This window comes from Coleofasciculus sp. FACHB-1120, from assembly GCF_014698845.1.
Lineage (GTDB): Bacteria > Cyanobacteriota > Cyanobacteriia > Cyanobacteriales > FACHB-T130 > FACHB-T130.
The window spans coordinates 108,691-134,178 of the sequence record NZ_JACJTV010000010.1; the positions used below are offsets into that span (position 1 = coordinate 108,691).

At 46.5% G+C, this 25,488-nt stretch carries 22 protein-coding genes and 33 tRNA genes; 10 read left to right on the forward strand and 45 right to left on the reverse strand.

From position 1 onward, the window contains the following. Positions 1–124: 124 nt before the first annotated feature. Positions 125–394 (forward strand): type II toxin-antitoxin system ParD family antitoxin, encoded by a 270-nt coding sequence (locus H6H02_RS12000; protein ID WP_190817895.1) that lies wholly within the window; start codon positions 125–127, stop codon positions 392–394. Then, a complete protein-coding gene (locus H6H02_RS12005; protein WP_190817897.1) occupies positions 391–699 on the forward strand; it encodes a type II toxin-antitoxin system RelE/ParE family toxin in 309 nt (102 codons plus the stop codon). The genes H6H02_RS12000 and H6H02_RS12005 overlap by 4 nt, the downstream gene beginning before the upstream one ends. Positions 700–946: 247 nt before the next feature. Here the strand turns inward: H6H02_RS12005 and H6H02_RS12010 are convergent, their stop codons facing one another. Together H6H02_RS12010 and H6H02_RS12015 are read right to left on the reverse strand one after the other, a co-directional pair. Beyond that, the gene (locus tag H6H02_RS12010; protein WP_190817900.1) at positions 947–1,894 is read right to left on the reverse strand and encodes a DUF1822 family protein; all 948 of its coding nucleotides are present in this window, start codon (positions 1,892–1,894) and stop codon (positions 947–949) included. Continuing rightward, positions 1,891–2,661 carry a hypothetical protein gene (locus H6H02_RS12015; RefSeq protein WP_190817902.1) on the reverse strand — a complete coding sequence of 257 codons (771 nt, stop codon included), beginning with the start codon at positions 2,659–2,661 and terminating at the stop codon, positions 1,891–1,893. The genes H6H02_RS12010 and H6H02_RS12015 overlap by 4 nt, the downstream gene beginning before the upstream one ends. A gap of 177 nt (positions 2,662–2,838) precedes the next feature. Between H6H02_RS12015 and H6H02_RS12020 the strand changes: the two genes are divergently transcribed. The 6 genes from H6H02_RS12020 to H6H02_RS12045 all read left to right on the forward strand — a co-directional run bounded on the left by H6H02_RS12020 (position 2,839) and on the right by H6H02_RS12045 (position 8,829). Beyond that, positions 2,839–3,519 carry an actin-binding WH2 domain-containing protein gene (locus H6H02_RS12020; protein WP_190817903.1) on the forward strand — a complete coding sequence of 227 codons (681 nt, stop codon included), beginning with the start codon at positions 2,839–2,841 and terminating at the stop codon, positions 3,517–3,519. A 23-nt stretch (positions 3,520–3,542) separates the two neighbouring features. Then, entirely contained in the window at positions 3,543–4,244 is a 702-nt protein-coding gene (locus tag H6H02_RS12025) for a hypothetical protein (protein ID WP_190817905.1), read from the forward strand. Positions 4,245–4,436: 192 nt separating this feature from the next. Then, entirely contained in the window at positions 4,437–7,238 is a 2,802-nt protein-coding gene (locus H6H02_RS12030) for a TIGR02921 family PEP-CTERM protein (protein WP_190817910.1), read from the forward strand. Continuing rightward, positions 7,239–7,427: a hypothetical protein gene (locus H6H02_RS12035; RefSeq protein ID WP_190817912.1), complete on the forward strand. Its 189-nt coding sequence runs from the start codon at positions 7,239–7,241 to the stop codon at positions 7,425–7,427. Positions 7,428–7,668: 241 nt separating this feature from the next. Then, the gene (locus H6H02_RS12040; protein WP_190817914.1) at positions 7,669–8,493 is read left to right on the forward strand and encodes a TlyA family RNA methyltransferase; all 825 of its coding nucleotides are present in this window, start codon (positions 7,669–7,671) and stop codon (positions 8,491–8,493) included. A gap of 84 nt (positions 8,494–8,577) precedes the next feature. Further along, a complete protein-coding gene (locus tag H6H02_RS12045) occupies positions 8,578–8,829 on the forward strand; it encodes a hypothetical protein (protein WP_190817916.1) in 252 nt (83 codons plus the stop codon). Between the two features lie 90 nt (positions 8,830–8,919). Here the strand turns inward: H6H02_RS12045 and H6H02_RS12050 are convergent, their stop codons facing one another. Beyond that, a complete protein-coding gene (locus H6H02_RS12050) occupies positions 8,920–10,287 on the reverse strand; it encodes a GTP-binding protein (RefSeq protein ID WP_347342607.1) in 1,368 nt (455 codons plus the stop codon). 145 nt (positions 10,288–10,432) lie between these two features. Between H6H02_RS12050 and H6H02_RS12055 the strand changes: the two genes are divergently transcribed. Continuing rightward, on the forward strand, positions 10,433–11,242 hold the full coding sequence (locus H6H02_RS12055) for a hypothetical protein (RefSeq protein ID WP_190817920.1): 810 nt from the start codon (positions 10,433–10,435) through the stop codon (positions 11,240–11,242). A 130-nt stretch (positions 11,243–11,372) separates the two neighbouring features. On the opposite strand, the gene H6H02_RS12060 is transcribed toward H6H02_RS12055, so the two are convergent. The 10 genes from H6H02_RS12060 to H6H02_RS12105 all read right to left on the reverse strand — a co-directional run bounded on the left by H6H02_RS12060 (position 11,373) and on the right by H6H02_RS12105 (position 18,161). Further along, positions 11,373–12,437, reverse strand: coding sequence for a tRNA-dihydrouridine synthase family protein (locus H6H02_RS12060; protein ID WP_190817922.1), 1,065 nt, complete (start codon positions 12,435–12,437; stop codon positions 11,373–11,375). Positions 12,438–12,844: 407 nt separating this feature from the next. After that, entirely contained in the window at positions 12,845–14,272 is a 1,428-nt protein-coding gene (locus tag H6H02_RS12065; RefSeq protein ID WP_190817924.1) for a tetratricopeptide repeat protein, read from the reverse strand. A 334-nt stretch (positions 14,273–14,606) separates the two neighbouring features. Next, positions 14,607–15,338 carry an ATP-grasp domain-containing protein gene (locus tag H6H02_RS12070; protein ID WP_190817926.1) on the reverse strand — a complete coding sequence of 244 codons (732 nt, stop codon included), beginning with the start codon at positions 15,336–15,338 and terminating at the stop codon, positions 14,607–14,609. A gap of 179 nt (positions 15,339–15,517) precedes the next feature. Beyond that, positions 15,518–15,796, reverse strand: coding sequence for a hypothetical protein (locus tag H6H02_RS12075; RefSeq protein WP_190817928.1), 279 nt, complete (start codon positions 15,794–15,796; stop codon positions 15,518–15,520). Next, entirely contained in the window at positions 15,793–16,023 is a 231-nt protein-coding gene (locus H6H02_RS12080; protein ID WP_190817930.1) for a hypothetical protein, read from the reverse strand. Before H6H02_RS12080 ends, H6H02_RS12075 begins: the two co-directional genes overlap by 4 nt. A 206-nt stretch (positions 16,024–16,229) precedes the next feature. After that, entirely contained in the window at positions 16,230–17,006 is a 777-nt protein-coding gene (locus H6H02_RS12085) for a hypothetical protein (protein ID WP_190817931.1), read from the reverse strand. Between the two features lie 325 nt (positions 17,007–17,331). Then, positions 17,332–17,404 (reverse strand) — tRNA-Lys (locus tag H6H02_RS12090). A 12-nt stretch (positions 17,405–17,416) separates the two neighbouring features. Continuing rightward, positions 17,417–17,488: transfer RNA gene (locus H6H02_RS12095), tRNA-Asn, on the reverse strand. Positions 17,489–17,653: 165 nt separating this feature from the next. Next, positions 17,654–17,752: transfer RNA gene (locus tag H6H02_RS12100), tRNA-Asn, on the reverse strand. Between the two features lie 323 nt (positions 17,753–18,075). After that, positions 18,076–18,161 (reverse strand) — tRNA-Ser (locus H6H02_RS12105). Between the two features lie 93 nt (positions 18,162–18,254). On the opposite strand from H6H02_RS12105, the gene H6H02_RS12110 reads away from it, so the two are divergent. Continuing rightward, positions 18,255–18,953 carry a hypothetical protein gene (locus tag H6H02_RS12110; protein ID WP_190817933.1) on the forward strand — a complete coding sequence of 233 codons (699 nt, stop codon included), beginning with the start codon at positions 18,255–18,257 and terminating at the stop codon, positions 18,951–18,953. Between the two features lie 48 nt (positions 18,954–19,001). Here H6H02_RS12110 and H6H02_RS12115 read toward each other — a convergent pair. The 32 genes from H6H02_RS12115 to H6H02_RS12270 all read right to left on the reverse strand — a co-directional run bounded on the left by H6H02_RS12115 (position 19,002) and on the right by H6H02_RS12270 (position 25,300). Continuing rightward, a tRNA-Ala gene (locus H6H02_RS12115) sits at positions 19,002–19,074 on the reverse strand. A gap of 8 nt (positions 19,075–19,082) precedes the next feature. Beyond that, a tRNA-Ala gene (locus tag H6H02_RS12120) sits at positions 19,083–19,157 on the reverse strand. Between the two features lie 311 nt (positions 19,158–19,468). Next, positions 19,469–19,541 (reverse strand) — tRNA-Arg (locus tag H6H02_RS12125). A gap of 6 nt (positions 19,542–19,547) precedes the next feature. After that, positions 19,548–19,623, reverse strand: a tRNA-Val gene (locus tag H6H02_RS12130). A 5-nt stretch (positions 19,624–19,628) separates the two neighbouring features. Next, positions 19,629–19,700: transfer RNA gene (locus H6H02_RS12135), tRNA-Gly, on the reverse strand. 11 nt (positions 19,701–19,711) lie between these two features. Then, positions 19,712–19,783, reverse strand: a tRNA-Gly gene (locus tag H6H02_RS12140). Positions 19,784–19,966: 183 nt separating this feature from the next. Further along, a tRNA-Gly gene (locus H6H02_RS12145) sits at positions 19,967–20,042 on the reverse strand. A 43-nt stretch (positions 20,043–20,085) separates the two neighbouring features. Then, complete coding sequence (locus H6H02_RS12150) at positions 20,086–20,715, reverse strand: hypothetical protein (RefSeq protein ID WP_190817936.1); 630 nt, start codon at positions 20,713–20,715, stop codon at positions 20,086–20,088. Between the two features lie 46 nt (positions 20,716–20,761). Then, a tRNA-Thr gene (locus tag H6H02_RS12155) sits at positions 20,762–20,833 on the reverse strand. 10 nt (positions 20,834–20,843) lie between these two features. Further along, positions 20,844–20,915: transfer RNA gene (locus H6H02_RS12160), tRNA-Thr, on the reverse strand. Between the two features lie 5 nt (positions 20,916–20,920). Then, positions 20,921–20,992: transfer RNA gene (locus H6H02_RS12165), tRNA-Thr, on the reverse strand. Positions 20,993–21,084: 92 nt separating this feature from the next. After that, a tRNA-Leu gene (locus H6H02_RS12170) sits at positions 21,085–21,158 on the reverse strand. A gap of 119 nt (positions 21,159–21,277) precedes the next feature. Further along, positions 21,278–21,352 (reverse strand) — tRNA-Pro (locus H6H02_RS12175). A 4-nt stretch (positions 21,353–21,356) separates the two neighbouring features. Next, positions 21,357–21,432: transfer RNA gene (locus tag H6H02_RS12180), tRNA-Leu, on the reverse strand. 9 nt (positions 21,433–21,441) lie between these two features. Then, a tRNA-Leu gene (locus tag H6H02_RS12185) sits at positions 21,442–21,517 on the reverse strand. A gap of 30 nt (positions 21,518–21,547) precedes the next feature. Continuing rightward, positions 21,548–21,620 (reverse strand) — tRNA-Gln (locus H6H02_RS12190). Between the two features lie 4 nt (positions 21,621–21,624). After that, positions 21,625–21,696 (reverse strand) — tRNA-Gln (locus H6H02_RS12195). A 5-nt stretch (positions 21,697–21,701) separates the two neighbouring features. Beyond that, a tRNA-Asn gene (locus H6H02_RS12200) sits at positions 21,702–21,776 on the reverse strand. Between the two features lie 7 nt (positions 21,777–21,783). Next, a tRNA-Phe gene (locus H6H02_RS12205) sits at positions 21,784–21,858 on the reverse strand. 9 nt (positions 21,859–21,867) lie between these two features. After that, a tRNA-Ser gene (locus H6H02_RS12210) sits at positions 21,868–21,953 on the reverse strand. 7 nt (positions 21,954–21,960) lie between these two features. Beyond that, a tRNA-Arg gene (locus tag H6H02_RS12215) sits at positions 21,961–22,035 on the reverse strand. A 6-nt stretch (positions 22,036–22,041) separates the two neighbouring features. Beyond that, a tRNA-Glu gene (locus H6H02_RS12220) sits at positions 22,042–22,116 on the reverse strand. Between the two features lie 8 nt (positions 22,117–22,124). Beyond that, a tRNA-Trp gene (locus tag H6H02_RS12225) sits at positions 22,125–22,196 on the reverse strand. Positions 22,197–22,241: 45 nt separating this feature from the next. Next, positions 22,242–22,324, reverse strand: a tRNA-Tyr gene (locus tag H6H02_RS12230). A 12-nt stretch (positions 22,325–22,336) separates the two neighbouring features. After that, positions 22,337–22,420, reverse strand: a tRNA-Ser gene (locus tag H6H02_RS12235). 109 nt (positions 22,421–22,529) lie between these two features. Next, positions 22,530–22,602, reverse strand: a tRNA-Met gene (locus H6H02_RS12240). 22 nt (positions 22,603–22,624) lie between these two features. Beyond that, a tRNA-Lys gene (locus H6H02_RS12245) sits at positions 22,625–22,697 on the reverse strand. A 6-nt stretch (positions 22,698–22,703) separates the two neighbouring features. Beyond that, positions 22,704–22,777 (reverse strand) — tRNA-Cys (locus H6H02_RS12250). Positions 22,778–22,833: 56 nt separating this feature from the next. Further along, positions 22,834–22,906 (reverse strand) — tRNA-Glu (locus H6H02_RS12255). Positions 22,907–22,950: 44 nt separating this feature from the next. Beyond that, positions 22,951–23,024 (reverse strand) — tRNA-Asp (locus tag H6H02_RS12260). A 175-nt stretch (positions 23,025–23,199) separates the two neighbouring features. Then, entirely contained in the window at positions 23,200–23,397 is a 198-nt protein-coding gene (locus tag H6H02_RS12265; RefSeq protein ID WP_190817938.1) for a hypothetical protein, read from the reverse strand. A gap of 328 nt (positions 23,398–23,725) precedes the next feature. Next, on the reverse strand, positions 23,726–25,300 hold the full coding sequence (locus tag H6H02_RS12270) for a metallophosphoesterase (RefSeq protein ID WP_190817944.1): 1,575 nt from the start codon (positions 25,298–25,300) through the stop codon (positions 23,726–23,728). Positions 25,301–25,488: the final 188 nt, after the last annotated feature.

A 25,488-nucleotide genomic window follows, 5' to 3' on the forward strand; every position in this document is an offset into this window, starting at 1 on the left:
GGCACTTGTTGTGCAAATAGATCGCCTACATTTTGGCGATCGCTCGTTGATGTCGGCGGACTTCAAGAAGTGGTGGGAGAAGCGATCGCTTACAATAAAGTGAAAACTCCTGTGTGCCAACATCATGCAAATCGTCCTACCACCTGAAGTTGAAGCCCTTGTGCAGCGCCAACTCATCAGTGGCAAATACAATAGTGCGATCGAGGTCATCCTTGCAGGTGTCAAACTCCTTGAGCAACAGCAAGACATCTACCAAGGACGACTCCAAGAACTCCAACAGGACGCACTGATTGGCTGGGAAGCGTCCCAACGCGGTGAAGTTGTTGATGGTGCAACTGCAATGGCACAAATCCGCGTCAATATGCGCTCGCGGTACAATTCCTCCGAAGCATGACTGCACAATTTCGCCTCACCAAACCCGCAATTCGAGACATTGAACAAATTGCAGACTATATCGCTCGTCAATCAGGACTCGATCAAGGTGATCGCTTTTTGAACAAGCTCGACGCTAAATTTGTGAAAATTGCTCAGTTTCCAAATCTTGGACGACAACGAGATGAGATTTTACCGGGTCTACGCAGTCTCCCGATGGATAACTATCTCATCCTCTATATGGCGCTCGGACAGGACGTAGAGATTTTTCGAGTTGTCAGTGGCTACCGAGATTTGTCAGCCCTCTTCAGAGATGCTGATGATTGATTTTAACCTGAACTTACCCCGTGCAAAGGTCACTAACACAACGCCCTTTTAGTCTATAAATAGCATTATCTTTTCAGCAACACTAACAGTTTAACGCGATGGGATGGGTTGCAAAGCACCTATAGCAGCCCTAAATGATTCGTGAATCCCTGTTCCAGACGCGATATATCGCGTCTGGAACAAAGCGATAGGATTTTGAATTATCAATCTAAACCCACTCATACAAGACTTTTATTATCTGTAAATCCTAGATGGCAAAGGCTTCTGTGATGCTAATATCTCCTAAGGCTATTTTGACACTAAATTGTTCCCCCAGTTGTCCGCTGAATTCATATTGCATGAAGGTGTCAGTCCCACTTGCAGTTATTTCTCGAAATATTTCCCCAGATTCTGTTAATACCATTAATTTCAGTTGAGGTGGCAGTGGTGCTTGGAGATTGACAGAACAAACTTGCAGATGGATGCCCAATCTTTCCCGGTTTTCTGGCTGGAGGGTGACAATTAAAACAACTGTTTTTGTTTGCAACTCAATTTGCTTTGCCCGCCTTACAGTTGACCTGCGTAATGCTAAAAGGGGCGTTTGCGACGTCAACACCTCTTCTACTGTCTGCCAACCTGACTCGAAGAGATTTTGTAACCAGTTGTTTAAGTGAGATCGCGTCTTGTTGGGTGCAGCAGACAGCGCCGATTCGAGTTGATCTAAATACTCAATCAGCGCATCGAGGGATTGCAAGTCATTAAGTTGCAGTTCCTCTGGCGGATTGTCAGTAGCGATCGCAGGGTCAAATCCTATTAGATGTGCTTCCTGTAAGTAGACTGGTTCCCCTGGAGTAGAACGCGATCCAAACTGAACTGCCACATAGCCAACTCGGTCTTGCATCACTTCTGGCGGTAGCGTAACAGATGTCTCCCCAGGCAGGACAGGACGGCACTCTAACTTACCTAAGTTGGGCAAAACCAGATCTGCCACATCAAACATTGCTCGCATACCAGGATGCCAGCTATCGCTTGAGGTGAGATTTGGTTCATATCTCAGCCATTTTAGGTAGCGGTGAACTGCCCAGACAGCTAGGGTATTGAGATATACCCGCACCCCCTTTTCGGGAGTCGCTTGCTCTTGTGCAAATTGTCGCGCCAGCTGATGGGCGGTGTCACTCAGGGGAACGCTAACAGAAGGAGGTGCAATATTATTCATAAGTCTTCTTCTACATTTGGTTGATAGCCCAAACTTCTAGCGATCGCTTGCAGAAGTGGGAGTCCTTTGTTTTTCCAATGCCAGTTCAGGGTGTTGTAATTAATGTTGAGATCCCGTGCTACAAGAGCGAGTTTGTCGGGTGGATACTTTAAGAGCAGGCGCTGGCTGAGGATTTGGCAGTTACACTCTGGATAAGCTTGGGGATGACATCGGCGAAGTTTGCCTTCCGGATCTCGATCGATATATTGCTTTAGCTGAACCCCAATTCTTTGATTTTTCCGCTGTTCCTGTTCTCGCCGGGTTTGTTCTTCTATTTCTAAGAGCGTACAGGGAACTGAAGCCGCCAAGCGATCGCCAAAAGTTTCGCTCCCCTCATCCCCCAAGGGCACATCAAGCGAGAGGGGTGGTTTCCTCACTTGTTCTTGAAATTCCGCTTGCGGATTCTTGGGATTTTTGGCGCGAGTCTGCTGGGAGGAATGCAAGTCGCGCACTTCATATTTCAGGCGTAATTTCAGGTTAATCCAAGCCACCAAACTCTTCTCTAAAGAAGGCTGTCTGGGTTCAAATTCCTGTATCTCATCACCCAATTTCAGCAATGTATCATCCAAAGCTTCCAAGTAATCTGGGTGCGCGGATCTCGCTAAACCAGGGAGTTGCTGAATTTCGATCAACAGCTGATTCATCGCTTTTCGCCAGCTAAGGCTCCCAGATGGATGCTGACGGACTGCTTCAATTAATTTGCCAAGCCGCTCATCCCGTTCGTTCATAACAGGGAATTCAGTCAGATTCTCTCCTCTGGGTGTTAAGTCCTATCGAATCTATCTTCGCTTTTCACAGGTTTTATAAAGTTTTGTAACAAATATCGGGGATATCCCCACAAGTTTGAGGCAGGTGCCTGAGAGATCCGTAGAGCGATACCTGAATCCCTAATAGGAGGAGATGCCATGAACCACTTTGCAATCCTAATGTACTTTTTGCGCGATCGCCAAAAATTTCTGGAAGAAATTAGTAAGGGAATAAGACTTGAAAACAAGATTGTTGCCCTATTAATTAGCAGCTCAGTGTTTTTTGCACTTTATGGAGCCATCATTGGCTCCTTTAGTGGCGGATTGCAAATGGTTGCTTCAGCGATTAAAGTACCAGCCTTGTATTTAATCACGATGGGTATTTGTTTACCTACTTTATATTTTTTTGATGTGATTTCTGGCTCTAAGCGCAGCTTTGGACAATACCTAGCTTTGCTATTAGCTTCAATGTCAATCGTTGGCGTGATGCTGTTTAGCTTTGCACCGATCACCCTGTTTTTTCGCCTTTCCGTTAATGACTATCAATTTTTTAAGCTCTTAAATGTACTGATTTTTACGATTACTGGTTTGATTGGAGTGAATGTTTTTTATCGAAGCCTGATATATATCAACGAGCAAGATTCTGAAAGTCCAAGAAACCGCACAGCGATGATTCGAGGCTGGTTAGTGCTATATGGCTTTGTCGGGAGCCAACTTGGATGGACACTCAGACCTTTTTTCGGGACTCCTGATAGACCCTTCGAGCTATTTCGCCCATTGGAAAGTAACTTTTACTTTCACCTTTTGAAAGTAATTGCTGGCGCACTAGGTTTTCGTTAAGCACGTAACAGGAACCAACTGATATGCAAGCTGACTTAGAAAATTTGCAGCTAACAAAAGAAGAGGTGGAAACGTTGGTTGATTTAGATACTAGCACTGCCCTAGCCATTGACGCCTATAGAGGATTTATCCTCAAGAATCCCAAGCAGATGCTATCAGTTCTCCTGACGGAACTATTTATATTCATGCTGGTCTTAATTTTCATCATGCCTGTGACTTTAATCATGCTTCGCAATGCAGGAGCTTTACCTGTAAATACAGATGGTGTCACCAAATTATTAACCCTAATTTCAGGTATTTCCCTGTTGGGTATCTTGATTTGGAATGCTTATTTTTGGAAACAAGTTAAAAAAGTCAAATCTTTAGCGAGGTTACTAGATAAAGTCGATAAGTACAATCGCGTAATTCAAGCGATCGCTCTCATCGACGAACTAGAATCAGCAAGCCGCTCACCCTCTCCGTGTAATAGCCTTAGCACCAGAAAAGAAGTTATCCAAGCTTTGAGCATTACTAAAGAAACTTTGAGCAGCGCTTTACAAGCGGAAAAGCTCATGAGGAAACATCGTAAGTTTCTGGGCAGGCATTATGAATTATTTGCAAACCTTGAAGAAAATCTTACGGTCTTAATGTCATTTAATCTGAGCGGTCACGTAGATGAATATAGTCGCTTACTCAATGAATCTTTGCAAATTGGGATTAGCGTGTATAAGGAGTTGAAGAATTAACGAACCGCAAAGGACGCCAAGAGCGCAAAGGAAGGGAAAGAAGAAAATTTTAGGAAATGCTTAAAATTGCTATTGAATAAATAGAGTCTAAAGATAGCTTCAATCTTACTCAATTGATTGCTAATAACAATTAATTGTTTATCCAATTGTTTTCTAACAAATGCAAAATTTGATTCTAGGTATACCTGAATTATGAAAAATCTGCTTCATGCCACATTCCACGCCATCTTTTGGTTCTGTAATATTACATTTTTGCTGGTTTTCTTCGTCGGTATATTCCCTGCGAATGCGAGTCACATCCTCAAAGCTGCGTTGTCGAATAGTCCGAACGAAAGAGAACTCTTCATCACCCTTGCTGTTCCGACTGTAATATCGATTATCTGTACGGTGCTGGGGCTGCGGCGTTTCCGCAAGCAACCTTTACAGTTGATACGTCTGTTTTATGGCGTGGAAGCACCCCTATTTCTCTTGTGCATACTCTTCTTGTTCCTCCGGCAGGGATTCCGCATCAGGCTAGCGGAATTCACCCCTGCTAGTGCTTTGATTTTGGGCACGGTGGGCGTTTGTATGGTTGCCTTTTACCTCGAAGTGCTATACGGCTATGCAAAACGCCATCGAGCGATCGCATGGTTGCAAATGAGCGCTCACAGTCTGATGCCTGGGGTTGGTGTATACCTGGGGTTGCTGCTGCTATTTTATGCCGCACCCGCCGCTGTCTTTCTCTTGTTCTACTTCTTCCAATTTCAGTGGGTAAGGGACTTTGGGTATATATGGACTTCCGGAAACTGGTGGATGCCCGTCTCTTTTATGCTCTTTTGCGTGAGCGTTGTCCTATCCCTGTTCATGCCTTGGATATTGGCAAGCTACTATATTCAATCTGGACAGCGAATTTTACGCGCTTTTTCCGCACAGTATGGGCGAAACCGCACTGTTATTGGTTCGGGGACGGTGGTGACTGTTTGGATGATTCTGTGCCTCTCATTCAATGCACAGCCCCAAATCCAAGCATTTAAGCTGTTAGAAAACCCAGCACCATCAGATAGCCAAAAGGCAGCACTCGTAGCCAAGTCCGATTTGATTCGGGATGGACTTTTGAATGCTTACTTTTCTTCTTATCGGTATCTTGGCACGGCAGAAGAGAATGACCATATCCGCGCCATATATGAAAGCGTCTTTGGCTTGCCAGAATCGGTTTCCCAGTTCTTCCAAGACAGTTACAATCACCTGATGTCGCCGTTTTTTTACAACGGTTCCGAAAGAGATATGCAAAAAGCCGGAAAGCTTTACGCCCAGTTTTTCGACAAGCCAATTCAAAAAGCGGAACGAGAGGCAATTCAACACGCCTTGCAATCTACTGATAATTTGGGCGATGCAAAGGCAGGGTTGCTGAATATTAACCAGGAAAAGGTGTTGTTGCGATCGCAACAAGTCACCGTTAAACCACAGGGCGACTGGGCAGATGTGGAACTCTACGAAGTTTATGCCAACCAAACCACTGCTGTTGAGGAAATATTCTATTCTTTTTCTTTGCCAGAAAGCGCGGCAATTACAGGAGTGTGGCTGGGCGACAGCGAGAACTTAGCCAAGCGCTTCCCCTTTAAGGTTTCGCCACGCGGTGCCGCTCAGAAAGTCTATACTTCACAGGTAAGGCGTTGGCGTCCCGTCGATCCAGCTTTACTTGAGCAAGTTGGGCCACTTCAATATCGTTTGAGAGCCTTTCCGATTCCTCCCCGCTTATCGCCACAGGAACAAGCGGAGTCAGAAAATCAACCAACCGAGATGCATCTGTGGCTAACCTATAAAGTCATGCGACAAGAGAAAGGGTGGGCGTTACCCCAGCTAGGGGAGAAGCGTAACATCTTTTGGAATCAGGACACCCAGCGTATCCGCAACGGAGAAGTGGTGTCACGTTTTGGTGACGAATGGTTGGAACCATTTTTGCCAGCAGCTGGGCAATATCAGCCAAGCGTGCATCAGGTTAACTTGGCAAATGGCTACCAAATCTCAGCCAAGCCATTAGCGGCAAAAGATTATTCGATGCCTCAAGGGAAGCGGTTTGCGGTCATTCTTGATGCTTCCCGGAGTATGGCAACACATACCAGAGAACTGGGTGAGACTCTGAGTTGGTTGGAACAAAATGGCTTTGCTGACAATATTTTCGCTAACAATGATGCCGATTTGTATATCAGTGCGTCCCCTGGTGCAAAACCGCAGCGCATCGATGATATTAGTCGCTTCAATGCCAACAAAATGACATTCTACGGCAGTATACAACCCAAAGAAATGCTGCGGCAGTTTACCCAGATGCGGGGCGATACGCCCTACGATGGCATCTTATTAGTGACGGATGAAAGCGGTTATGAGTTATCGGACAATCGCAAGGATGTGCCAGTAATGCCTGCACCTTTGTGGGTAGTGCATCTCGGATCGTTGTCACCTGCGTATGACGATGCCACTCTCAAAGCGATTCAAGACAGTGGTGGCGGTGTGTGTACCAAAATTTCCGAAGTTTTGGAGCGACAGGCAACCAAGGCAGCGTTAGGGTCATCTGTGGTCAGTGTGGTGGATGGCTATGCCTGGGTTATGGAAAAAGTTGAGGGAAATAATCAGAGTGCTAATACAACTCAAAAGCCCGACAACAAAGGTTTTGAAGCTCTGGCGGCGCGGCAAATGGTTTTGGGGTTAAGCAAAAAGATAGATGGAAAGCAAATTGCTCAACTGGATGCCATTCATGCGATCGCGAAGACTTACAAAATTGTCACTCCCTACTCGTCCATGATTGTACTGGTCAATGACGAGCAACGAGAGGCACTTAGAATTGCGGAAGCTCAGAAAGACCGTTTTAAGCGTTTGGTTGAAGATGGAAAAGAGCAGCTGAGGCAACCGAACAATCGTTTTAGCGCTAGTGTACCCGAACCGTCCACGATTATCGGATTGGTAGCGATCGCGTTGTTCCTGATTCGTAGTCGTCCACGTAGTGTCAAACTGCCATAGATGTACGTTTCGGCTGCGATGCAATACATCACTAGGGACATGGCAATCCCCATTAGTGTTAACTTAATGTTTCTCGGTAAGCTAGAGATAAGCACTACTGCTGATGCTCTCGGTTGTCCAAGACTGCAAGTTGCATCTGCGATCGCGCGACTTGGAAAGCGTGGTTTTTTGGATGCATTAATTGTCTAGGTAATGCTTGCGTGCCCTAACTTTTAGAGCATACATACTGTTTACGAGAGGATAAGTATCCGTGGCTTCGACTCGATCGAAGCAGCGAACGTGGGAGGAAGGGGCGAAGAACCTGGGAGGTAAGCGATTAAGTAGCTATCCTTTAAATAGTGTGTAATAACTAACCAGCGGAGTTCCTTTTCGATTGCGATCGCTTTGCTCTATTAACTTGCACGCAAGCAATCCTTAATATATATAATTAATGGCGAAACAACGACTTGACACCTTATTAGTAGAACTTGATTTATGCGCCTCCCGGCAGTTAGCACAACGGCTAATTCGGGCTGGGGAAGTAATGGTCAATCAGCAAGTCATTGATAAGCCGGGAACGGAGGTAGAAACCGAGGCGCAAATTAAAATTAAAGAGCGATCGCGTTTTGTTTCCAGAGGCGGTGAAAAACTCTCCAAAGCACTTGAAGAATTTGGCATTTCCGTACAAGATCGAATTTGCTTAGATGGCGGAATTTCTACTGGCGGATTCACCGATTGTTTGCTGCAAGCTGGGGCAAAAAAAGTTTACGGCGTTGATGTCGGTTACGGACAAGCTGACTGGAAATTACGCAATGATGCGCGGGTAGTGTTGAAAGAAAGGACTAATCTGCGCTATCTCACACCAGAGGAATTGTACGGTGATGAACCGCCAGCAGATTTAACGGTTGTAGATGTTTCGTTTATTTCCCTAACCAAAATTCTCGATGCTTTGTGGAAATTGACACAGCCTCCCAGAGAAGCGGTATTACTGGTGAAACCTCAGTTTGAAGTCGGGCGATCGCGTGTTGGGAAAAAAGGTGTAGTGCGAGATCCTGACGATCAGGCAGATGCTATTTTCCAAGTGTTACAAGTCGCGCAACCGTTGGGATGGCAATATCGTGGCTTAAGTTGGTCGCCGGTGACAGGACCTGCTGGTAATATCGAGTATCTGTTGTGGTTGGATATGGATAGCGCTACACCACCGCCGAGTTTGCAAGCCATTAAACAGATTACGGAAGCCGCTGCATCTCACTTTCGGGATAATCTTAAATCGTAAACTTTTCTGTCAATTTTGATACCGTTTTGCTTCATTCAGGTGAAATTGAGACAGAAGCAAGTTTTAAAAGCAGAGGGTTAAAGCATGAGTACCCAAGACCAAGCACGGGAATTGATGTCGCAACACCGTCACCACGACGAACATTTACAAGAGTCGATGCGAAGCCGTGCAGAAGCTGAGGTGAACCAAACCCACCCTGCTGACGCCCATACCCAAGAACAGGCGCGGGAATTGATGTCGCAGCACCGTCACCATGACGAACATTTACAAGAGTCAATGCGAAGCCGTGCAGAATCAGAATTAGGCGCTGCTGATTCTTCCCAAGTAAAATCTTGATCCCAATTTAAGAAGTCGAATAAAACGGAGAACTTCTCCTGCGTCCCTTCCCTGGCAGGGAAGGGGTTGAGGGTTAGATTTTACGTTCATTTATTTGCTTTGAGATGTCCCGCCGAATTGCAACAATTCCTGCCGCAAACGATAAAGAATTGTATTCGGTTCTACCTGGTTGAGAATCTCTTGAATCACCGTATTGGCTCCCAACTGCCCCCAGGTGCAGCCTTGTTCTAGATACACCTGCGCCGCCCGACCGACTGCATAAGCCCCGTATCCGGCGATACCAGCTTGGGCGATCGCTGCACCGCCATAAGCCGTAATATTCGCTGGATTCTCCCCAGCTCCAATTGCCGCCGCACTCTTGCCCAACCCGAAAACTAAACTACTGCCGAATTCACCCAGCAGCAAGCCGCCCGAACTAAACACAATAGTTTTCCAAAGCTTTCCAACTTCATAACCCGTCATCGGCAACCCATACAGCCGCGACAAGGAGCGAATCAGCGCCAAATCCGCCACCGTTCCTGCCAAAACATCCAAAACAGCAATCGGATTGAGCGCAACTGCGATCGCTTTGTATCTCACATAGCTCCAAATTAGCTGCTCCGCTTCAGTTTCACGAGCCGCCACTACTTTCTGAGCAATACTTGCTTCAGCTTCTCTTGCCTGAACTAAGGCATTAAGCGCTAAAAGCGATCGCCCTTCTCGATTCAGAATCCCCAAAATCTTCTGCTTCAACTCATCCACCTGCGGCGGCGGCGTCTCCCATTCCTGAGTGACGCGACCATCGGGCCACTCCACACGCACCTCTAGGGGTGCAGGTTCCGCCGCCACCATCACAATTTCATCCTCTTGTAAAGCGGTGAGCGATCGCGTCTCCCGACTGCCAGCACCCAAAATTTGCAACTGTTGATAAATCGCTTGTCGGTCTTGCTCCGGATATAGGTCAATCTTGTTAAATACTAAAATTAAAGGCTTCTGGCTCAGTCGCAATTCGCACAGCGCTTGATATTCCGTTCGCGTGATATCACCCGCCACTACAAACAAAATCAGGTCAGATTGACGCGCTACTTCCCGCGCCATTTCTGCTCGCGCTTGCCCCTGAATTTCATCCAATCCAGGCGTATCAATCAATTCCACCTGCACCTTACCCGCCGCGTTAGGCGTCCAGCGCACGGAACGGGGCCACTGCGTCACCCCATTCAGCGGCCCCGTTTGCAGGATTTTTTGCCCTACTAAGGCATTCAACACCGCTGATTTGCCGCGACTAACCAAACCAAAAGCAGCTATCCGAATCACACCCTGGTCTAACTTATCAAGGGTAGACTTCAAAAAATCCAGTTCAGTTTGCAGCGCTGCGGTTGCTTCTAATTTTGAAGGGTGCCGTTGGCTGCGAGAGTGGGAATACCAAGACAGCGCTTGCCGCAAACTGGCACGAGCGCGATTGAAGTGAGTTTCTTGCAGATTGGTGCGTGCAGAGGATGTGCGATCCCCAGCAGTTGCATTCGTTTGGGATAATTGAGGATGGCTCAAGGCTAGATTAGAAGAAGCTACAGATCCATTTTCGCGCGATATCTCATTGCGATCGCTTGATTGCACTCTACCTGAAATGAAAAATCAACTTCTTTGCTCTCTTTTCCTAACCACCTTCCTGGTGGGTGGCTCTCTGCCAATTGATCCTGTGCAAGCTGAGCAACCGATTCTACTCGCTCAGTCGGTATGGAAGCCCTTCTCTTCAAGCGCAGGAGGCTTCACCGTGTTGATGCCCGGTACACCGAACCAAAGTCAGGAAACGATTCAGACGAAAGCTGGGCCAATTAAAGTGCAGCTCTTCCAGACTTTCCGACCGAATCAAGCCGGTTATGTCGTTGGTTATTCCGATCTTCCGGCTAATGCGATCAAGACTCCTAGTGATGTTAACAGTTTCTTTGCTGGGGCAATTACTGGATTTACCAATAGTTCCAAAGGAAAGCTTTTAAGCCAACGAAATATTAATTTAGGAAATTACCCCGGAAGAGAATTTAAAGTACAACTCTCTCAAGGAGTAATCGTTAAAAGTAGATTTTATTTGGTAGATCGGAGACGATTTTATCAAGTTTTTGTCGTTACCGATAAAGAACAAGACTTAGTTCAAAGTATTAATGGTTTTTTGACTTCTTTCAAGGTTACTAAAAATCCATCGGCATCGCGAAACGTCCCCAAGGAAAACCTCAACGCCTCGTTACAAAAGGCAGTCTGCGCTCAAAACTGGACGCAAGCGATTAAAGTAATTGATCGAATGAGAAAAGTTGTCCGCAATCCAAGCACTCAAAGTCAGTTGGTAGCCTATCGACAGCAATTACAAGGTTTGGCGAATTCTAATGTACCCGTTCCTGCTTCACTCCTTACTGGTTGCACTGCTGCTGTGCCTGCAAAATAAACACGCCACAACAATAGCAATCCGATTTTAGTTGTGAGCCAACCCTTCACATACCCGACTTCGTAAGAGTTGTCGGGTATCTCGCCTTCACGAATCATTGAGGATTGCGATCGCACTGGATTCTCTATTTTCAGTTTGCGATCAATTCGCGGGCACTCTCGCAGCTAGGACGAGCCAGAAGTCTAGGATACGGCTCCGAAGCAAATTCTTGGTCGGGGTTGCTTAATAAATAGCGATCGCACACTCCAAATAGTTCCGCTTCAGTCTGGGATAAACGCATATCTTTTAAAAAAGATCCGGCGGCATCCACACTCTGACCGATATAATTTAGATACATCTTCATATAGCTAACCCGCGCTTTCTCCGGTACTGTCCATGCTGTCATCGTTCGACGCAGTAGCTCAATGTAACCGCGAACTTCACCCAGCGTTACGATAGAAACAGGTTGACCGCTCAGGTATTGGCGAATTTGCTTAAAAATCCAAGGATTTCGGATCGCAGCACGACCAACCATCACCCCGGCGGCTCCTGTCGTCTCCAGAACCGCTGCTGCTGTTACCGCAGATGTCACGTTCCCGTTGGCTAAAACTGGGCAATTAACCCGTTGTACGGCATGGGCAATCAGATCGTAATGCACGTTGCCATAATACATCTCCTTAACAGTACGACCGTGCAAGCTCAGCAAATCAATTTTGTGCAAATTAATCAAGTCGAGGATACGATCGAAATTAGCGGTATCTTCAAAGCCAATTCGCATTTTGACCGTCAAAAGCCCATCGACAGCCCCCCTCAACTCGCCAAGGATTTGGCTAATCTTTTCGGGATCGCGTAACAATCCTCCACCCACGTTTTTGCGATAAATTCTTGGTGCAGGACATCCCATATTCAGGTCGATACCCGCGACTGGATAGCGGCTGAGTTCTTTCGCAATGCGTACCAGATCGGAAACGCTCTCACCAATGAGCTGAGCAAAGATGGGACGTCCGGTGGAGTTCTCTGTAATTGATCTGAGGATATTTTTATCTAAACCCGAACTCGTATGGACGCGAAAATACTCAGTAAAGAAATAATCAGGACTGCCATAGTTAGCGATCGCGCTCATGAACAGCAGATCCGTCACATCTTGCATGGGAGCAAGCGCCGTTAATTTCAGTCCCGGATACATAGGAGGCGGAAGGCAAGCGGATTGTGACATTTGCGCGGTCGGTTGATGTTGGATAACAGATTTATTTATTGTGAGCTAATCCTCTTTAGGAGCCAACAAAGTGTAGCACTTGTAGCTAGCTACTAACAAAGCTCTTTGTGGTGAGTATAAATCTTCATCTCACCTTTTCAAGCATAGCGATCTCTCCTCCAATACCTAACAGCTACACCCTTGAAGTAGCGCGATCGCATCCTTGGAACCATAACAGCTAACCTCTTCGGCAACAGATAACCTTGCGTGAGATAGAAGGTAGGCGCGATCGCACTGCAATAGTCCATAAGTGTTGTAACCAGTAGGTAACGAAGAAAACCTAATATTACCTAGACAGCACCAGAAGCTTTTGCCTATTCGCTGCAATGATTGCTTAAACCTGTCAATGTAACGTGCAATATCTTCACTCAAGAGTCATGCGCTAGCTGACGATAGTCATAACAAACTGGTTCAGAGAATTCACAATTTTCTAACTGAGAACCATCATTCAGCGCTTTATTAAAGGCATTTACTTCTGCACTCCATTCAGCAATAGCCAAGAATGCATCACTATCACCTTTATCCTTTCTCCACGCCTCGGCTATGTTGTAAGCTGCTTGGAAAATAGGCTGATTGCACAAAGATACTCGATTCTCCTGTTCAGTAACTGGGTCAACCCATACAAAATTAGGTTGTAGCACAGCACCTTTGCTCTCTAGAAGAACGCGACCGAAGGCTAAGGGTATGAAGACCACTAGCTCAAAAGCATCGGCTCGACACACACCCGATTTTTGGATAATCTTGACAAGTTCATCTTCATAAGAACTATACGAATAAAAGAAAATTTGGATAGCTTTGTTTACCAACTTGAGCGCAAAATCATCGCTAATTGTTGCCCGATCTCGGTGTTCTAACAGGCAAAATACCCAGTCTCTTTCCTGCTGAGCATGGCAATAATCGGGTTGAAGTTCTAGCGCTCTGTCATAACTGATAATTGCCTCTTCATAACGCTTCAGGCTTCTTAGTGTATTCCCTCTGTTATACCAAGCAAGGGGATCGTTTGAGTCGATTTCCAGCGCTTCATTAAAGTTGTCGAGTGCTTCTTCGTAGCAATAGAGGTAGTCACACAACAAAGCACCACGACAAAGCAAAGCTGCGCCAAGGTCAGGTTGAATCTCCAAAGCCTTATCATAGCTGGCTAGAGCTGCCTCGTACTGACCCAGCTTCCTCAGCACTCTACCTCGATCGGTCAGGATGGAAGGAGAATCTGCTGCTAATTCCAAGGCTTTGTTAAGACTGACAAGAGCCTTATCGTAATCTCCCATATTTTCAATTACAGCACCGTGGGAATACCAAGCCATTACTGAATTAGGTTGGTACTTTATTGCTTGATTGAAACTAAAAAGTGCCTCTTCATTACGCTCTAAGTTATACAGAGTGAGTCCTCGTTCTAACCAGGCTTCGTAACCGCTTGGATTGAAGTCGATCGCTTTATCGTAGCTGAGAAGTGCTGCCTCAAGCTCTCTTACAGCAGAGAATCCAAGTCCGCGAGCATACCAAACTGCGGCATGGTCTGGTTTAAATTCAAGGGCTTTATTGTAGCTAGCGATCGCCTCTTCATAGCGATCCAAATTAGCTAACGCCAAACCCCGTTCATACCACGAGTCGTAATCGTCGGTTTTGATTTCAATCGCCTTGTCATAACTAGCGATCGCTTCTTCATAACGTCCCAACTGGCAAAACAGGTATCCTAGAATATGCCAAGCTTCGGGCTTGTTGGGTTCAGATTGAAGGATTTTACTATAGTGGCTAATAGCTAATTCAATATGCTCTGGGTCTGGTAGTTCATCATGCATAAAGTTTTTCCTCAAAGTATGGTTAGTAATTCTGTTTAAAACTACCTGATTTTTTATTTCTGTCCACAGAATCGCCTGATATTCTTTATACATTAAGTGGGCGGTGGAGGAGTCGAACCTCTCTGGTGCTGGTTAAAAGCCAGCTGCAAAGCCGCTATGACCAACCATCGCCGTTCAATCGATGCTTGATCGGCTGGGAAACCAGAACCGATGAACGTCTTCAGAGTATTCGGTTTTCCAAGTGAACTTTCCTTCGCTCCGCTACCTAACTTATTAGTTGATTTCCTGAATGCTCATCGTACAAATACCGTGATACTTGCAGCCTGACTATATGTTATGCGGCAACAACAGCATACCGTAGCACTTCTAAAACCTCAATGGGGTCGCAACCGTACAAACCTGCTCCCCAGGCTGCATTTTGCTCAACAACTGCCCATCCTCTTCCTCGAATCACACCCACATCAATTACTGTTGCCTGAAGAATCTCTACCCTTTCATCGGATAGTAGAGTTTCGATGAACTCCCGAACCTCACACTCTTCCTCTTCAGTATGTACAAAATCATTTTCTCGCTGTAACTCTCCATCGCGGAGATAAACTGAGAATGTTTTCAGGGAGCGATTCAAAATAAAGCAACGAAACTCCTTTTCCCACTGCACAATTTCCGCAATTAGCACTGGCATCTCATCAGGATAATCGCTTGCTAATTCTTCACCTTGATAAACACGAGCAGGGAAACTTTTGTCGTTTGGCGGTTTGATAAAAGCTGCTTTTCCTATGCTCCGTGCTTCACCCAGCGTACTGAGATAAACCCAACGCTTCCGATATTCTTCAGGTAAGTTGGGTAGCCAATCATCTGGTGCGTCAAGTAAGCGAAGTCCAAGTTGCTCCGCTATCATCTCTGTCATCAACGCTTCCACATACAAAACTGGTTCGGGTACAAGTTTTAATTCATCAGGTAGCCGCCAGTTAATTAATCGCTCGACTCGCCAACCCAGATGATTCGCTGCACGCCATAAAGACTGAGAATCGTCAGTGTAGCGAGGAGTCAAAATCAGAGTTGGCATCAGTTACACAGTCTTTAAATGCTAGGAGGCAATCTCTAATTATAAGCAAGCCACCGGGGAGCTACTGCCCCTCCTATAACATTGCTACTCTCTACAATTACGAGGTTTTATCTCCCGAAAATTAAATCTTCCTGAGCAACTTTTGTAACAAGTCTAATTTATGGCAATGAGCGATCGCACTACAACCGCCCAAGCAACTCATCATACTCTGCATGAGTCCCAATCCAAAACCAGTAAATATGATCTTCCTCCAGCACCTCCAGCAAACCGAGAACTCGGTAGTTCAGTCCAACGCGAGCCGAGTAGATTGGTTGACGCTGACTAACCCGTTTGAACTGAAGACTGTTGTGATAGGGGTCTGAGTGCCAGATGGCGTATGCTTTGGTAGCCTGTTCCTGAACCGATTCTGGTAGTTGATTGAGTTGCTTGCGAAATGCTTTTGTTACACTCGATTTCATTGCTTAGGGGGAAAAACTTCATCGAGTGGAGTAGTATCGCCAGCAACGATTTCCTGACGTACCATTTGGGCTAAACGATCCCATTGCTCGTTTGTAGTGGATTCAAAACGGACTTTCCATGCCCGTTCATCTTCTAATTCAGCTAAAAGACGAGTAGCGATCGCATCTTGCTCGTCCTCTGGCAGTTTCTCAAGCTCTGCGATGACGCGCTGAAGTAATTCACTCATGGTTCCAAAACGTAAGTAATCCTCTACGAGGCATCATAGCAATATACAGCGATCGCCTCCTTAGAACGCTATCAGCAAAACTCATCTTGACCTATATGCAAAGCAGAAGTATATGTTGGGTTTCCTTGCATTAACTCAAGCTATGGCGATGAGCGAGCGCACTTAAACTGATTGGAAGCGTTGCTTTAACCAATCACTTGATTCAGTCAGTTTTTAGTTAGAAGAGGACACTTGGCAATATCTCTTGCAAACACATACTTTTCAGCACTGGCAAGTGCCAGCGAATTAATGTGACTGACACTAAGCATCCCTATCTGCTGCGACTTGTATCCCGCAGCAAAGCAGACCTCTGGATTTACTGATATGATGCGTGCCTCGGAGAAATTATCAGGCACCAAGAATTCTCCTTCTGAAGTGGAGAATACTCCCCATTCAATACCTGACATTTCTTTTACGGCAGCATCTTTATTTAATTGCATACGTGATCTACGTAGTATTCTACTTGGGATATCCCCGCTGCTCGTTGGACATACAATGTGTGCCTTTTCTAGGCTTTCTTGGTCATCAGGTGTAAGTTGTAGCTCTGGCTTACCTCCTAAATTTTTATCGTCTATTTGAATTTTTGACCAATAATGCCGAATGTTCCAAAGACAATAAAAATTAGTCAATATTTGAGCATCAGAAACAGAGTCAGGGTGATCGCCTTGTAAAACTCGTTCTACAACTGCTTGAAATTCGTCTTCAATTTTTTTGCCATATCCTTTCTCCGCCCTTTCATCCCAAAGACGCTGAACACAAAATACATTATTTTCCGGTCTAGCTGGCAGTCGTTTCTGGTTACGCAACATCAAAATGTCAACCCCGCCAGATTTACCGCAATACCTTTCTATGCTACGTTTTGGGAAAATATGTTGCTTTACCACTAGCTGGTAAGGATTTCCCTTTTGGGGAAGATTCCCTTTTTGGACGGCTAGATGTTTCATTTTATTCAACCGTACTTAATAGTCTGAGACGCTTTCTGTAAAGATATCTCGTAAAACTGCGGGATAGCTACTTGAAATAACAATGCTTTCTTGCTCAGATAGTTGATAACCAAGCTACGGCCTACAGGCAGCTATGACTCTGACGTATACCTCACATCTGATTGAGTGCTAGATAACCGGCAGCCCTGAGAAATTTGTATCAGCCATCTTGAACCTAAAACTCAACATCAAAATCTATATCAGTTAGTCCACCGGGGAGGTACTGCCCCTCCTACAGCAATGTTGTAAGCATTGCACCTCGCTTTTCGGTCTCCAGTGGAAATAATGGGTGGTATAGGAGTCGAACCTATCTGGTGCTGGTTAAAAGCCAGCTGCACAAGCCGCTATGCCAACCACCCGCACAAACGAAACTGCCAGAGTGGGGGTCGAACTCACAACCTTGCGGTTAACAGCCGCTTGCTCCGCCATTGAGCTATCTGGCATTAACCCCTTACCCAAGAGTCGAACTTGGCTACCATTCTTAGGAGGAATAGGTCTGCATCCCGCAGGTAAGGGAAAAGTTACCCCGTGCAAGTCGAAAAAGCATTTGGTTTTGTCGGTTAACAGCCGAGTGTGTATGCTTTATCTGTTAGGACACGGGTAAAAATTGGCTCCGGGAGTAGGACTTGTAGGCGCAGCCTACAAGGGAGAGTACCTACAACGCCGTAGTTAACAGCTACAAACTCTACCGCTTGCGCTATCCCGGAATAACCCCTCGCCCAAGAGTCGAACTTGGTCGCCAGCCTTCGGAGGGCTAGGTCTGCATCCCGCAGGCAAGGGAAACCCCTCTGGATGGAGTCGAACCATCAAGTCCGGCGTTCGTAGCACCAGATCCTATTCCGTTGGCAGAGGGAAATCCACTGGGAAGGTACTGCCCCTTCTATAGCCGCGTTATCAGCACGGTGCTTCGCTTTTCAGCCTCCAGTGGACGAAGGAAGATGGAGGAATCGAACCTCTACGACATCTCTGCCGTACCACGGTTTTCAAGGCCGCTTGCCGTCCATTCGGCGGCATCTTCCAAGTTGAATAACGGAAGCTGGAGGAGTCGAACCCCTACAGTAGCTAACTGCACTCCTGTGTTCGAGACAGGTTGCCGTCCTCTCGGCAGCAGCTTCCAAAATTTTGGGTGTATGGCGATTATTAAAAAGACTTTATTATTGATATACACCCTATTTAATAGTAAGATGGCAAGACCTTTAAAAGCTTGTCATGCGAATCACTCAAGACCAACTAATAAAATGGTTCCAAGAATACTATCAGTCTCACGGTGAAGTTCCTGCATTAAATAAAGTTAGAGATAAAAGTATTCCTTGCCCAGTAACCCACAATACAGTTGTCAGGAAATTTGGAAGTTGGAATAATGCTTTGAAAGCAGCAGGCTTACCGTTATTTGTCAAACCAATCCTAGCGAAGGAAGTAGTTTGTTGTACCTGTGGTAAGGTTTTTTATAAACAAAGACACCGATTACAAGAGGGCAACCCAGATTTTTGCTCACATTCGTGTTCAGCAACTTACACAAATTGCCATAAAAACTATGGAACTAGACGCTCTAAGCTTGAAGATTGGCTTGAGGAGCAGCTTTTAAAGCTTTATCCAGACTTGGAAATTCATTTCAATGGTAAAGATGCCATAAACGCAGAGCTGGATATATACATTCCATCTCTAAATTTAGCTTTTGAGTTAAATGGTATTTTCCATTACGAGCCAATTTACGGGGCAGAAAAACTAGCGGCTATTCAAAATAATGATACCCGTAAGTTTCAAGCCTGTTTAGAAAAGGGAATTGAATTAGCCTTTATCAACTCTTCTCAACAAGAAAAATTCAAGAAATCTACCTCTCAGAAATATCTTAAAATCATAACCTCCATTATTACTTTAAAGGTGTCTGGGGAAACTCGAATCCCCTAATACTGATGCCACAAATCAGCGCCGCGACCACTTTGGCTTCAGACACAGTGGATCTGGTGGGGGTCGAACCCACAACCTCTTCTTTGCAAGAGAAGCGTTCTCCCATTGGAACTACAGACCCATATTGAGTGGATACTGGTCAGATTTGAACTGACATCTTTTCTACTTGCAAGGTAGACGCTCTACTAATTGAGCTACAGACCCGTATTTTGTGTTTTTGAATGCGATCGCATTCTCGCGTGCAAGTTATCAGAGCATTTTGCGTTTTCTCAGTTACTAGAGGGACTCCGCCGATGAGTTATTACACACTCTTTAAAGGATGGCTACCTTGAAGCCAACCTGCCGGGTTCTTTGCACTCCTCGTTCTCAAACGCCCACTGTGTTAGAACAGCGTCACTTTTCCTCTCGTACTAAAGTATGTAGGCTCTAATGATTGGGTCACGCAAGATGCGATCGCTCCATCTCGTCCAAATTAATTTCAGAAGACGGCAACCTCCTTTTTAAACTGTATTAAGCGCCCCCACCAGGATTCAAACCTGGGGCTTTCATCTTAGAAGGATGCTGCTCTATTCACTGAGCTATGGGGGCTTATATTGGTAGTCCTGACAGGGCTTGAACCTGTGACATCCTCTTTGTAAGAGAGGCACTCTCCCGACTGAGCTACAGGACTACGAAAGCGAGTGGAGGGACTCGAACCCTCGCGCTGAGTGTGGCGCACTCAGATGCTAGCCGCTACATCACACCCGCATATTTGAAAGAGCGGATAACGGGACTCGAACCCGTATCATAAGCTTGGAAGGCTAATGTGCTAGCCATTGCACCATATCCGCTTGATTAAAAGAAGTGGGATGCTGACCACTCAGCCAGGTGGAAACCTCAAGGTTTTATGGAACCTACAACCAGAACCCCTGGATTTTATCGAGCTTTAACCTTTATGGTTTGAATGTTGACTGTCTAATCTTTAACGATTGAACTTTGAGCGTTAAGCGTTGAGCTTTAAGCTTTAACATTCATGGCTGATGGAGTTGGACTCGAACCAACAACTTCATGACTGGAAATCATGCGCTCTACCCATTGAGCTATCCATCAAAACCATAAATTTAGAGATTTTCGAGTGACCAGCAAGCCCATTTTAGTCGGGAATTTCAATCATTGTCCTGGCATTGCTAATAGAGAGAACGCGATCGCAAGTTGACTCGAACTGTTCGACGAACGTCACTCGTCTTGCAATTTCTTCTGCCAAAGTGGTTGGATCGAGTAGTTCAACACCCTCGCGTGCTAAGAAACTATCTGCTAATGACTGGTACTTCTCTGAAGAAGCATTCTTACCCAACACTTCTATCGCCAGTTTATCTAGTCGTTCCTTCACCCGTGCTTGGGCAACTTTGTACTCCTGGCAGGTGCGAGAGTAAGCTAAGGTAATCGTGGCAAGCACTTCTTTGTAGTAGGAGATGAAGCTTTTCATTTCAATGGCTTCTGCGATTGTCATCTCTTGCCCTGCAACAGAAACCATCGTCGAAGCGTTAGAAAGAACGATCGCTCTTTTGATGACTCGTCTGCGATCGATCAGAGCATCCACCCTTTGCAGAGATGCTCTCGCTTGCGCTGCATGATCGTCTCTAGACTTGAAGCCTGTTGGCACTTTGCCGACTTCAACAACAGCAATCAAGGTGTTATTGTCCAAAGCTACTCTTGCTGAATTAATACGCTTTTCCAACAGTGTCAACTCTGCTAGAGCATCCGTAACCGTCATCGTTGTCATATTTCCCTCCTCTCCACTACAAAAAAAGACCTCTAGCCTAGCCACAAGCAGGTGGCGAGATTTGAACTCGCAAAAAGGCTTTACAAGAGCCTCATGTTGCCAGTTACATCACACCTGCCTAATCAAAAAGCAGACGGCGGGGGTCGAACCCACATCGAGGACTTACCATGCCCTTGTGTTGCCACTTACACCACATCTGCATGGAAGCAGGCGGCGAGAGTCGAACTCGCATCAGAAGATTACGAAACTCCTATGCTAGCCATTGCACCACGCCTGCAATTTGGTGGCGGGGGCAGGAGTTGAACCTGCTGATAAGAGGCTTATGAGACCTCCAAGCCTACCGTGGCTACTTCACCCGCATCGTACCAATACCCCTGACTGGACTTGAACCAGTAACCTCCTCGTTCTAAGCGAGGCACCTCTTCCGATTGGGCTACAGGGGCAAAAATGATTGGTCTGTTCGTGTTCAGGCTTGAATGCCCAGTACCCCTGGCAGGGTTTGAACCTGCATAAACTTTGCACTCAACAAAGTATGTCTACCTGTTGCATCACAGGGGTAAAATCGGGGTGACAGGATTTGAACCTGCGACCTTCAGCTCCCAAAGCTGCCGCGCTAGCCAAGCTGCGCCACACCCCGTTAATGCTCCTGGTGGGATTTGAACCCACACATAGACTGTTTTTAAGACAGCCGCCTACTTCCAATTGGGCTACAGGAGCGAGTTTTGATGCTCCCGGTGAGACTCGAACTCACACATAGACTGTTTTTGAGACAGCCGCCTACTTCCAATTGGGCTACAGGAGCGTGATGAAAGCTGCCCTCTCAGCAGCAGAACTGGGGAGGCAGGGCTTGAACCTGCATTTTTCCGCTTTCAAAGAGCGGTGCCATGCCATTAGGCGACTCCCCAATGAATGCCGAGGTAGGATTCGCACCTACAACTTCATAATTCAGAGTTATGCGACTTGCTATTCGTCCACTCAGCAATGAATGGCTGCCCCAGTAGGACTCGAACCTACAACCCCCGCGTTAACAGCGCGTGGCTCTACCATTGAGCTATGAGGCAATGACAGCCCCCCAGGTCAGAATCGAACTGACGGCCTCCTGTGCTTCAAACAGGCGCTAACTACCAACTGAGCTACCGGGGGAAGTTTCAACGGAGAGGACAGGATTTGAACCTGCGTTAGGTAAAACCTAATCAGACTTTCCAAGTCTGCGCCTTAAGCCACTCGACCACCTCTCCCAGTTGACGAGAGCGGAGGGAATCGAACCCCCACGTCATCGGTTTCGTAGACCGAGGTTTTATCCAGTTAAACTACGCTCTCATTAAGTAGTGCTGACGAGATTTGAACCCGCAATTCGCTTGATTGAAATTCAAGTGGCTTAAGCCATTTGCCTACAGCACTATGAAAGGCGAGGGGACTGAGATTTGAACTCAGATCATCGGTTTTGGAGACCGAGATGTTGCCAATTACACCATCCCCACATACGATTTGAACTTTGAATCTAAAATTAAAAATCCAAAGTCCAATGAGTCGGGCAGGATTTGCACCTGCAATGCATAAAAGCGGCGGTTTTACAGACCACTGCCCACGCTAATAGGCGAGCCGACCCAAATGAAAAAGGCGGAGAGGACAGGACTCGAACCTGCAATGGGTTGCCCCAAACTTCTTTAGCAGAAAAGCGCTTTTACCATTCAGCCACCTCTCCAGATAGCCCCAAAGGGATTTGTAGGCGAAGCCTTCTCGAAGGGTACCCTTGTACTCGCCTTGAGGGGGCGATGTCCTAAACCGCTAGACGATGAGGCTTTGAGCTTGAGTAGGAGTAGTAGGACTTGAACCTACGACTAGCCCCTTATGAGAAGGCTGCTCTACCACCTGAGCTATACTCCCTCGATCGCAGTCTTGAGGGCAGTGGGAGTAGCAGGACTCGAACCTGCAACCATACGGTTAAGAGCCGCCTGCTCTGCCAATTGAGCTATACTCCCTTTGAAAGGTCGAGGTGGGATTTGAACCCACGAATTTCTCTTTTGCAGAGAGACGCCTTAAGCCTCTTGGCTACTCGACCTCGGCGATTTGGGCAATTTATAATCTGCAAGAAGAAACAGATACTAAATCGCCCCATAGTCCCAACGGGGTTTGAACCCGTATTCCAGTATTGAAAGCACTGTGTCCTAGCCGCTTAGACGATGGGACCTTGTAGCGAGATGAGATTCAGATTTTCATCTCTAGATTGCTGAACGAGGCTGACGGGACTTGAACCCGCGACATCTTGTTCGACAGACAAGCACTCTACGCAACTGAGTTACAGCCTCATCAATTCAGCCATCTTGCTACAAACGTGTTACATCTCTGGGATGTGGGGAGCATTGCTTTCTAGGCTATCCCCCCACTTGAGATGTCTGTGCTTAATCAATAATGCACAGAATAAATCGTTAAATAGGTGATTTCTTATTCAGTTTTCAAGGTTCAGAAAAAGACTGAGAATATTTACAGAAACAATCGTCTTTCTAGGTGATAAACCTGTTGGGTATTACGCCTAGATTCAGCATTTTTTGTTTGAATGAGGTGTGTATTATCTAGTTGTTCAGGCTCTACTTCAGGTTTTTGGGAAGTAGACCAATGCTGCACCTCAAAGGTTTCTGGCGGATGCCAGCCTTTATTGATTCGTTGGATGTAAAGTAACATTATGACTTTTTTTGGGTTAGAGGTTTTTGTCTCTTTCCCTCTTTCAATATATTTATACTACATAAACACTACATAAGGTGTCAAGGGGTTGGAAAAAAATATTTTGAGAATTTTGCAAAGATGCAGGAAATCAACCCAAACTCCTGGCTGAGCTTGAGTTTTATGCCTGACATTTTGCCAAGTCATCTATATATATAAGGAATTGCAGGTTGTAGTATGGGATGTGCGATCGCTCATCCCCTGGCGGATGGTTCCCTGGCGGATGGCACTGACGCAAGACAAAACCGAGGGTCACTGACCCTAGAGCGATCGCTTATCCCACAAAAACTTAGATCGAAAATGCTTCAATCTCGCTATTACTCCACTCTCGCCGCGATCGCTCAGCGATAAACGGTCGGACTTTGAACTTTGGGGGGCAACCGTCAAAGACATCAATTCGCAAAAATGAGTAAGGTCGTCGCTTCTGCAACCCCTGACCGTGACGACCGACAAAAAGCAGCGATTTTGCCACCAACCGAGTATCATCGCCCTTGATACCCCCAAAATTCTCCGTCAATTCCGCTCCCTCAGACCGCTGACGGCGGAGACTGTGACCGCTGCCACCACAAACAATCCAATTGATATTGGAGTCACCGTATCCGGTATCGCCAGTTTGGAGATATTCCAGGCAGTGGGCGTGACCGTTCAGAATCAGATCGACCAGCGGACGCCCCTCCGCCTGGTTTCCGACTGCTTGCTTCACCGCATCTAACACCCGGCGGAGACGGTGGCGAACCGCTAAAGTTTGCGCCTGGTGCCACTTCGTCGCCTCCGTGACATAGGGGGGATGGTGGAAATAAATGACCCGTCCGCGCACCTCGGCGGTATTCCAAGATTCGATCAGCCTTTGCCGCAGCCAGTCCAGTTGCTCAACGTCAGTGACTGTCGTTTCGTCGGCTGCCAGTTGCTTGTTGATGTCAATCAACAGTTCATCGATTTGCTCTAGCTTGGCTTGATTGTCATCCAGCTGTTCAGCTTCTTCGGGTCGCCCCGAACTCAGTAGAGTTGAGGCTTCCATGATTTGAAGTTTCTGCCGTTCCAGGTCAGACCGACGATTTTCCAATTCGCTACGGTAGTCGTCCCCCTCTTTGGTGGTTGGCAGGGGTATGGGCGCATTGAAAGTATTTGAATCGAGTGCAAAGAAATCAATTCCACCGCTGCGAAACGTGTAATAGCGGTTGGGTAAGCGGGTGAAGCGTCCCGGTTGATAAGAAAGGCAGCGACCTGTATCCGTTTTGGCAGTGTAATGACGATCTAGATGACGAGCCAGTTCGCTCTCGCTATTGAACGCTTTGAGGTAGTCAAGAAACGCTCGTGCATAGGCATTTCCTTGACCCGAACCGTGCCAGCCAATGTCCAAATCTAACTGGGAGCGCAGCAGGCGGCGTAGGGGCAGCGAAGCCTGGGCGATTAAACCATAGATAAAGGGTAGGTCATAGTAATCGTGGTTCCCAGGCACGGGCAAGAACGGCATATTGAAGACCATTTGATCGTAGGCAATGCGTTCCGGGCGATCGCCTCCTACCAAAAACTCTCGGTAGGGAGAAATAAAGTTTTTTAGATAGTATTCGCTAGAGCCAACCAGATAGATCACGTCGCCGGTGTGCAACACGAAACGGCTCTGTTCGCGGTGGGCAAGCATGAGTTCTGCGATTTGTCGTTGAGGGTTGTATCCTCGATAGGAGCCGGAGCCACTATCCCCCACGACTAAAAATGAGAACTCCGGAGTGTCAGAAGCGCCATCGTCTAAAACCATCCGGGTTTGATCGATTCCTCGTTCCACAAGACTCGGTGCAAGCCATCGCACTCGTTCGTTCATCTTACGGATTTTGACCGAGATCGGTGGATCGGATACAAATTGCATAGCTGCTTTACTCCCAGATTTCTCTGTGCCCTCGTTGCGCGTCCCACTGCATGCTGATTGTACCTGCCTGCGCCCCCTAGAAGCCTTCTATCGATTTATATAAGAAAGGCGATGGGCGAGAGCGATGAGTAGCTTGCTTGTAGTCTAGAAGATAGACAGGATGTAATCTGAATCTATCTGCCGTTTTA

Coding starts and splice junctions, on each gene's coding strand:
- H6H02_RS12000 (WP_190817895.1), top strand. CDS start 125: ATGCAAATCGTCCTACCACCTGAAGTTGAAGCCCTTGTGCAGCGCCAA.
- H6H02_RS12045 (WP_190817916.1), top strand. CDS start 8,578: ATGAGTACCCAAGACCAAGCACGGGAATTGATGTCGCAACACCGTCAC.
- H6H02_RS12080 (WP_190817930.1), bottom strand. CDS start 16,023: ATGAGTGAATTACTTCAGCGCGTCATCGCAGAGCTTGAGAAACTGCCA.
- H6H02_RS12025 (WP_190817905.1), top strand. CDS start 3,543: ATGCAAGCTGACTTAGAAAATTTGCAGCTAACAAAAGAAGAGGTGGAA.
- H6H02_RS12075 (WP_190817928.1), bottom strand. CDS start 15,796: ATGAAATCGAGTGTAACAAAAGCATTTCGCAAGCAACTCAATCAACTA.
- H6H02_RS12015 (WP_190817902.1), bottom strand. CDS start 2,661: ATGAACGAACGGGATGAGCGGCTTGGCAAATTAATTGAAGCAGTCCGT.
- H6H02_RS12270 (WP_190817944.1), bottom strand. CDS start 25,300: ATGCAATTTGTATCCGATCCACCGATCTCGGTCAAAATCCGTAAGATG.
- H6H02_RS12110 (WP_190817933.1), top strand. CDS start 18,255: ATGCGAATCACTCAAGACCAACTAATAAAATGGTTCCAAGAATACTAT.
- H6H02_RS12010 (WP_190817900.1), bottom strand. CDS start 1,894: ATGAATAATATTGCACCTCCTTCTGTTAGCGTTCCCCTGAGTGACACC.
- H6H02_RS12020 (WP_190817903.1), top strand. CDS start 2,839: ATGAACCACTTTGCAATCCTAATGTACTTTTTGCGCGATCGCCAAAAA.
- H6H02_RS12035 (WP_190817912.1), top strand. CDS start 7,239: ATGTACGTTTCGGCTGCGATGCAATACATCACTAGGGACATGGCAATC.
- H6H02_RS12040 (WP_190817914.1), top strand. CDS start 7,669: ATGGCGAAACAACGACTTGACACCTTATTAGTAGAACTTGATTTATGC.
- H6H02_RS12005 (WP_190817897.1), top strand. CDS start 391: ATGACTGCACAATTTCGCCTCACCAAACCCGCAATTCGAGACATTGAA.
- H6H02_RS12030 (WP_190817910.1), top strand. CDS start 4,437: ATGAAAAATCTGCTTCATGCCACATTCCACGCCATCTTTTGGTTCTGT.
- H6H02_RS12085 (WP_190817931.1), bottom strand. CDS start 17,006: ATGAAACATCTAGCCGTCCAAAAAGGGAATCTTCCCCAAAAGGGAAAT.
- H6H02_RS12055 (WP_190817920.1), top strand. CDS start 10,433: ATGAAAAATCAACTTCTTTGCTCTCTTTTCCTAACCACCTTCCTGGTG.
- H6H02_RS12070 (WP_190817926.1), bottom strand. CDS start 15,338: ATGCCAACTCTGATTTTGACTCCTCGCTACACTGACGATTCTCAGTCT.
- H6H02_RS12265 (WP_190817938.1), bottom strand. CDS start 23,397: ATGTTACTTTACATCCAACGAATCAATAAAGGCTGGCATCCGCCAGAA.
- H6H02_RS12060 (WP_190817922.1), bottom strand. CDS start 12,437: ATGTCACAATCCGCTTGCCTTCCGCCTCCTATGTATCCGGGACTGAAA.
- H6H02_RS12065 (WP_190817924.1), bottom strand. CDS start 14,272: ATGCATGATGAACTACCAGACCCAGAGCATATTGAATTAGCTATTAGC.
- H6H02_RS12150 (WP_190817936.1), bottom strand. CDS start 20,715: ATGACAACGATGACGGTTACGGATGCTCTAGCAGAGTTGACACTGTTG.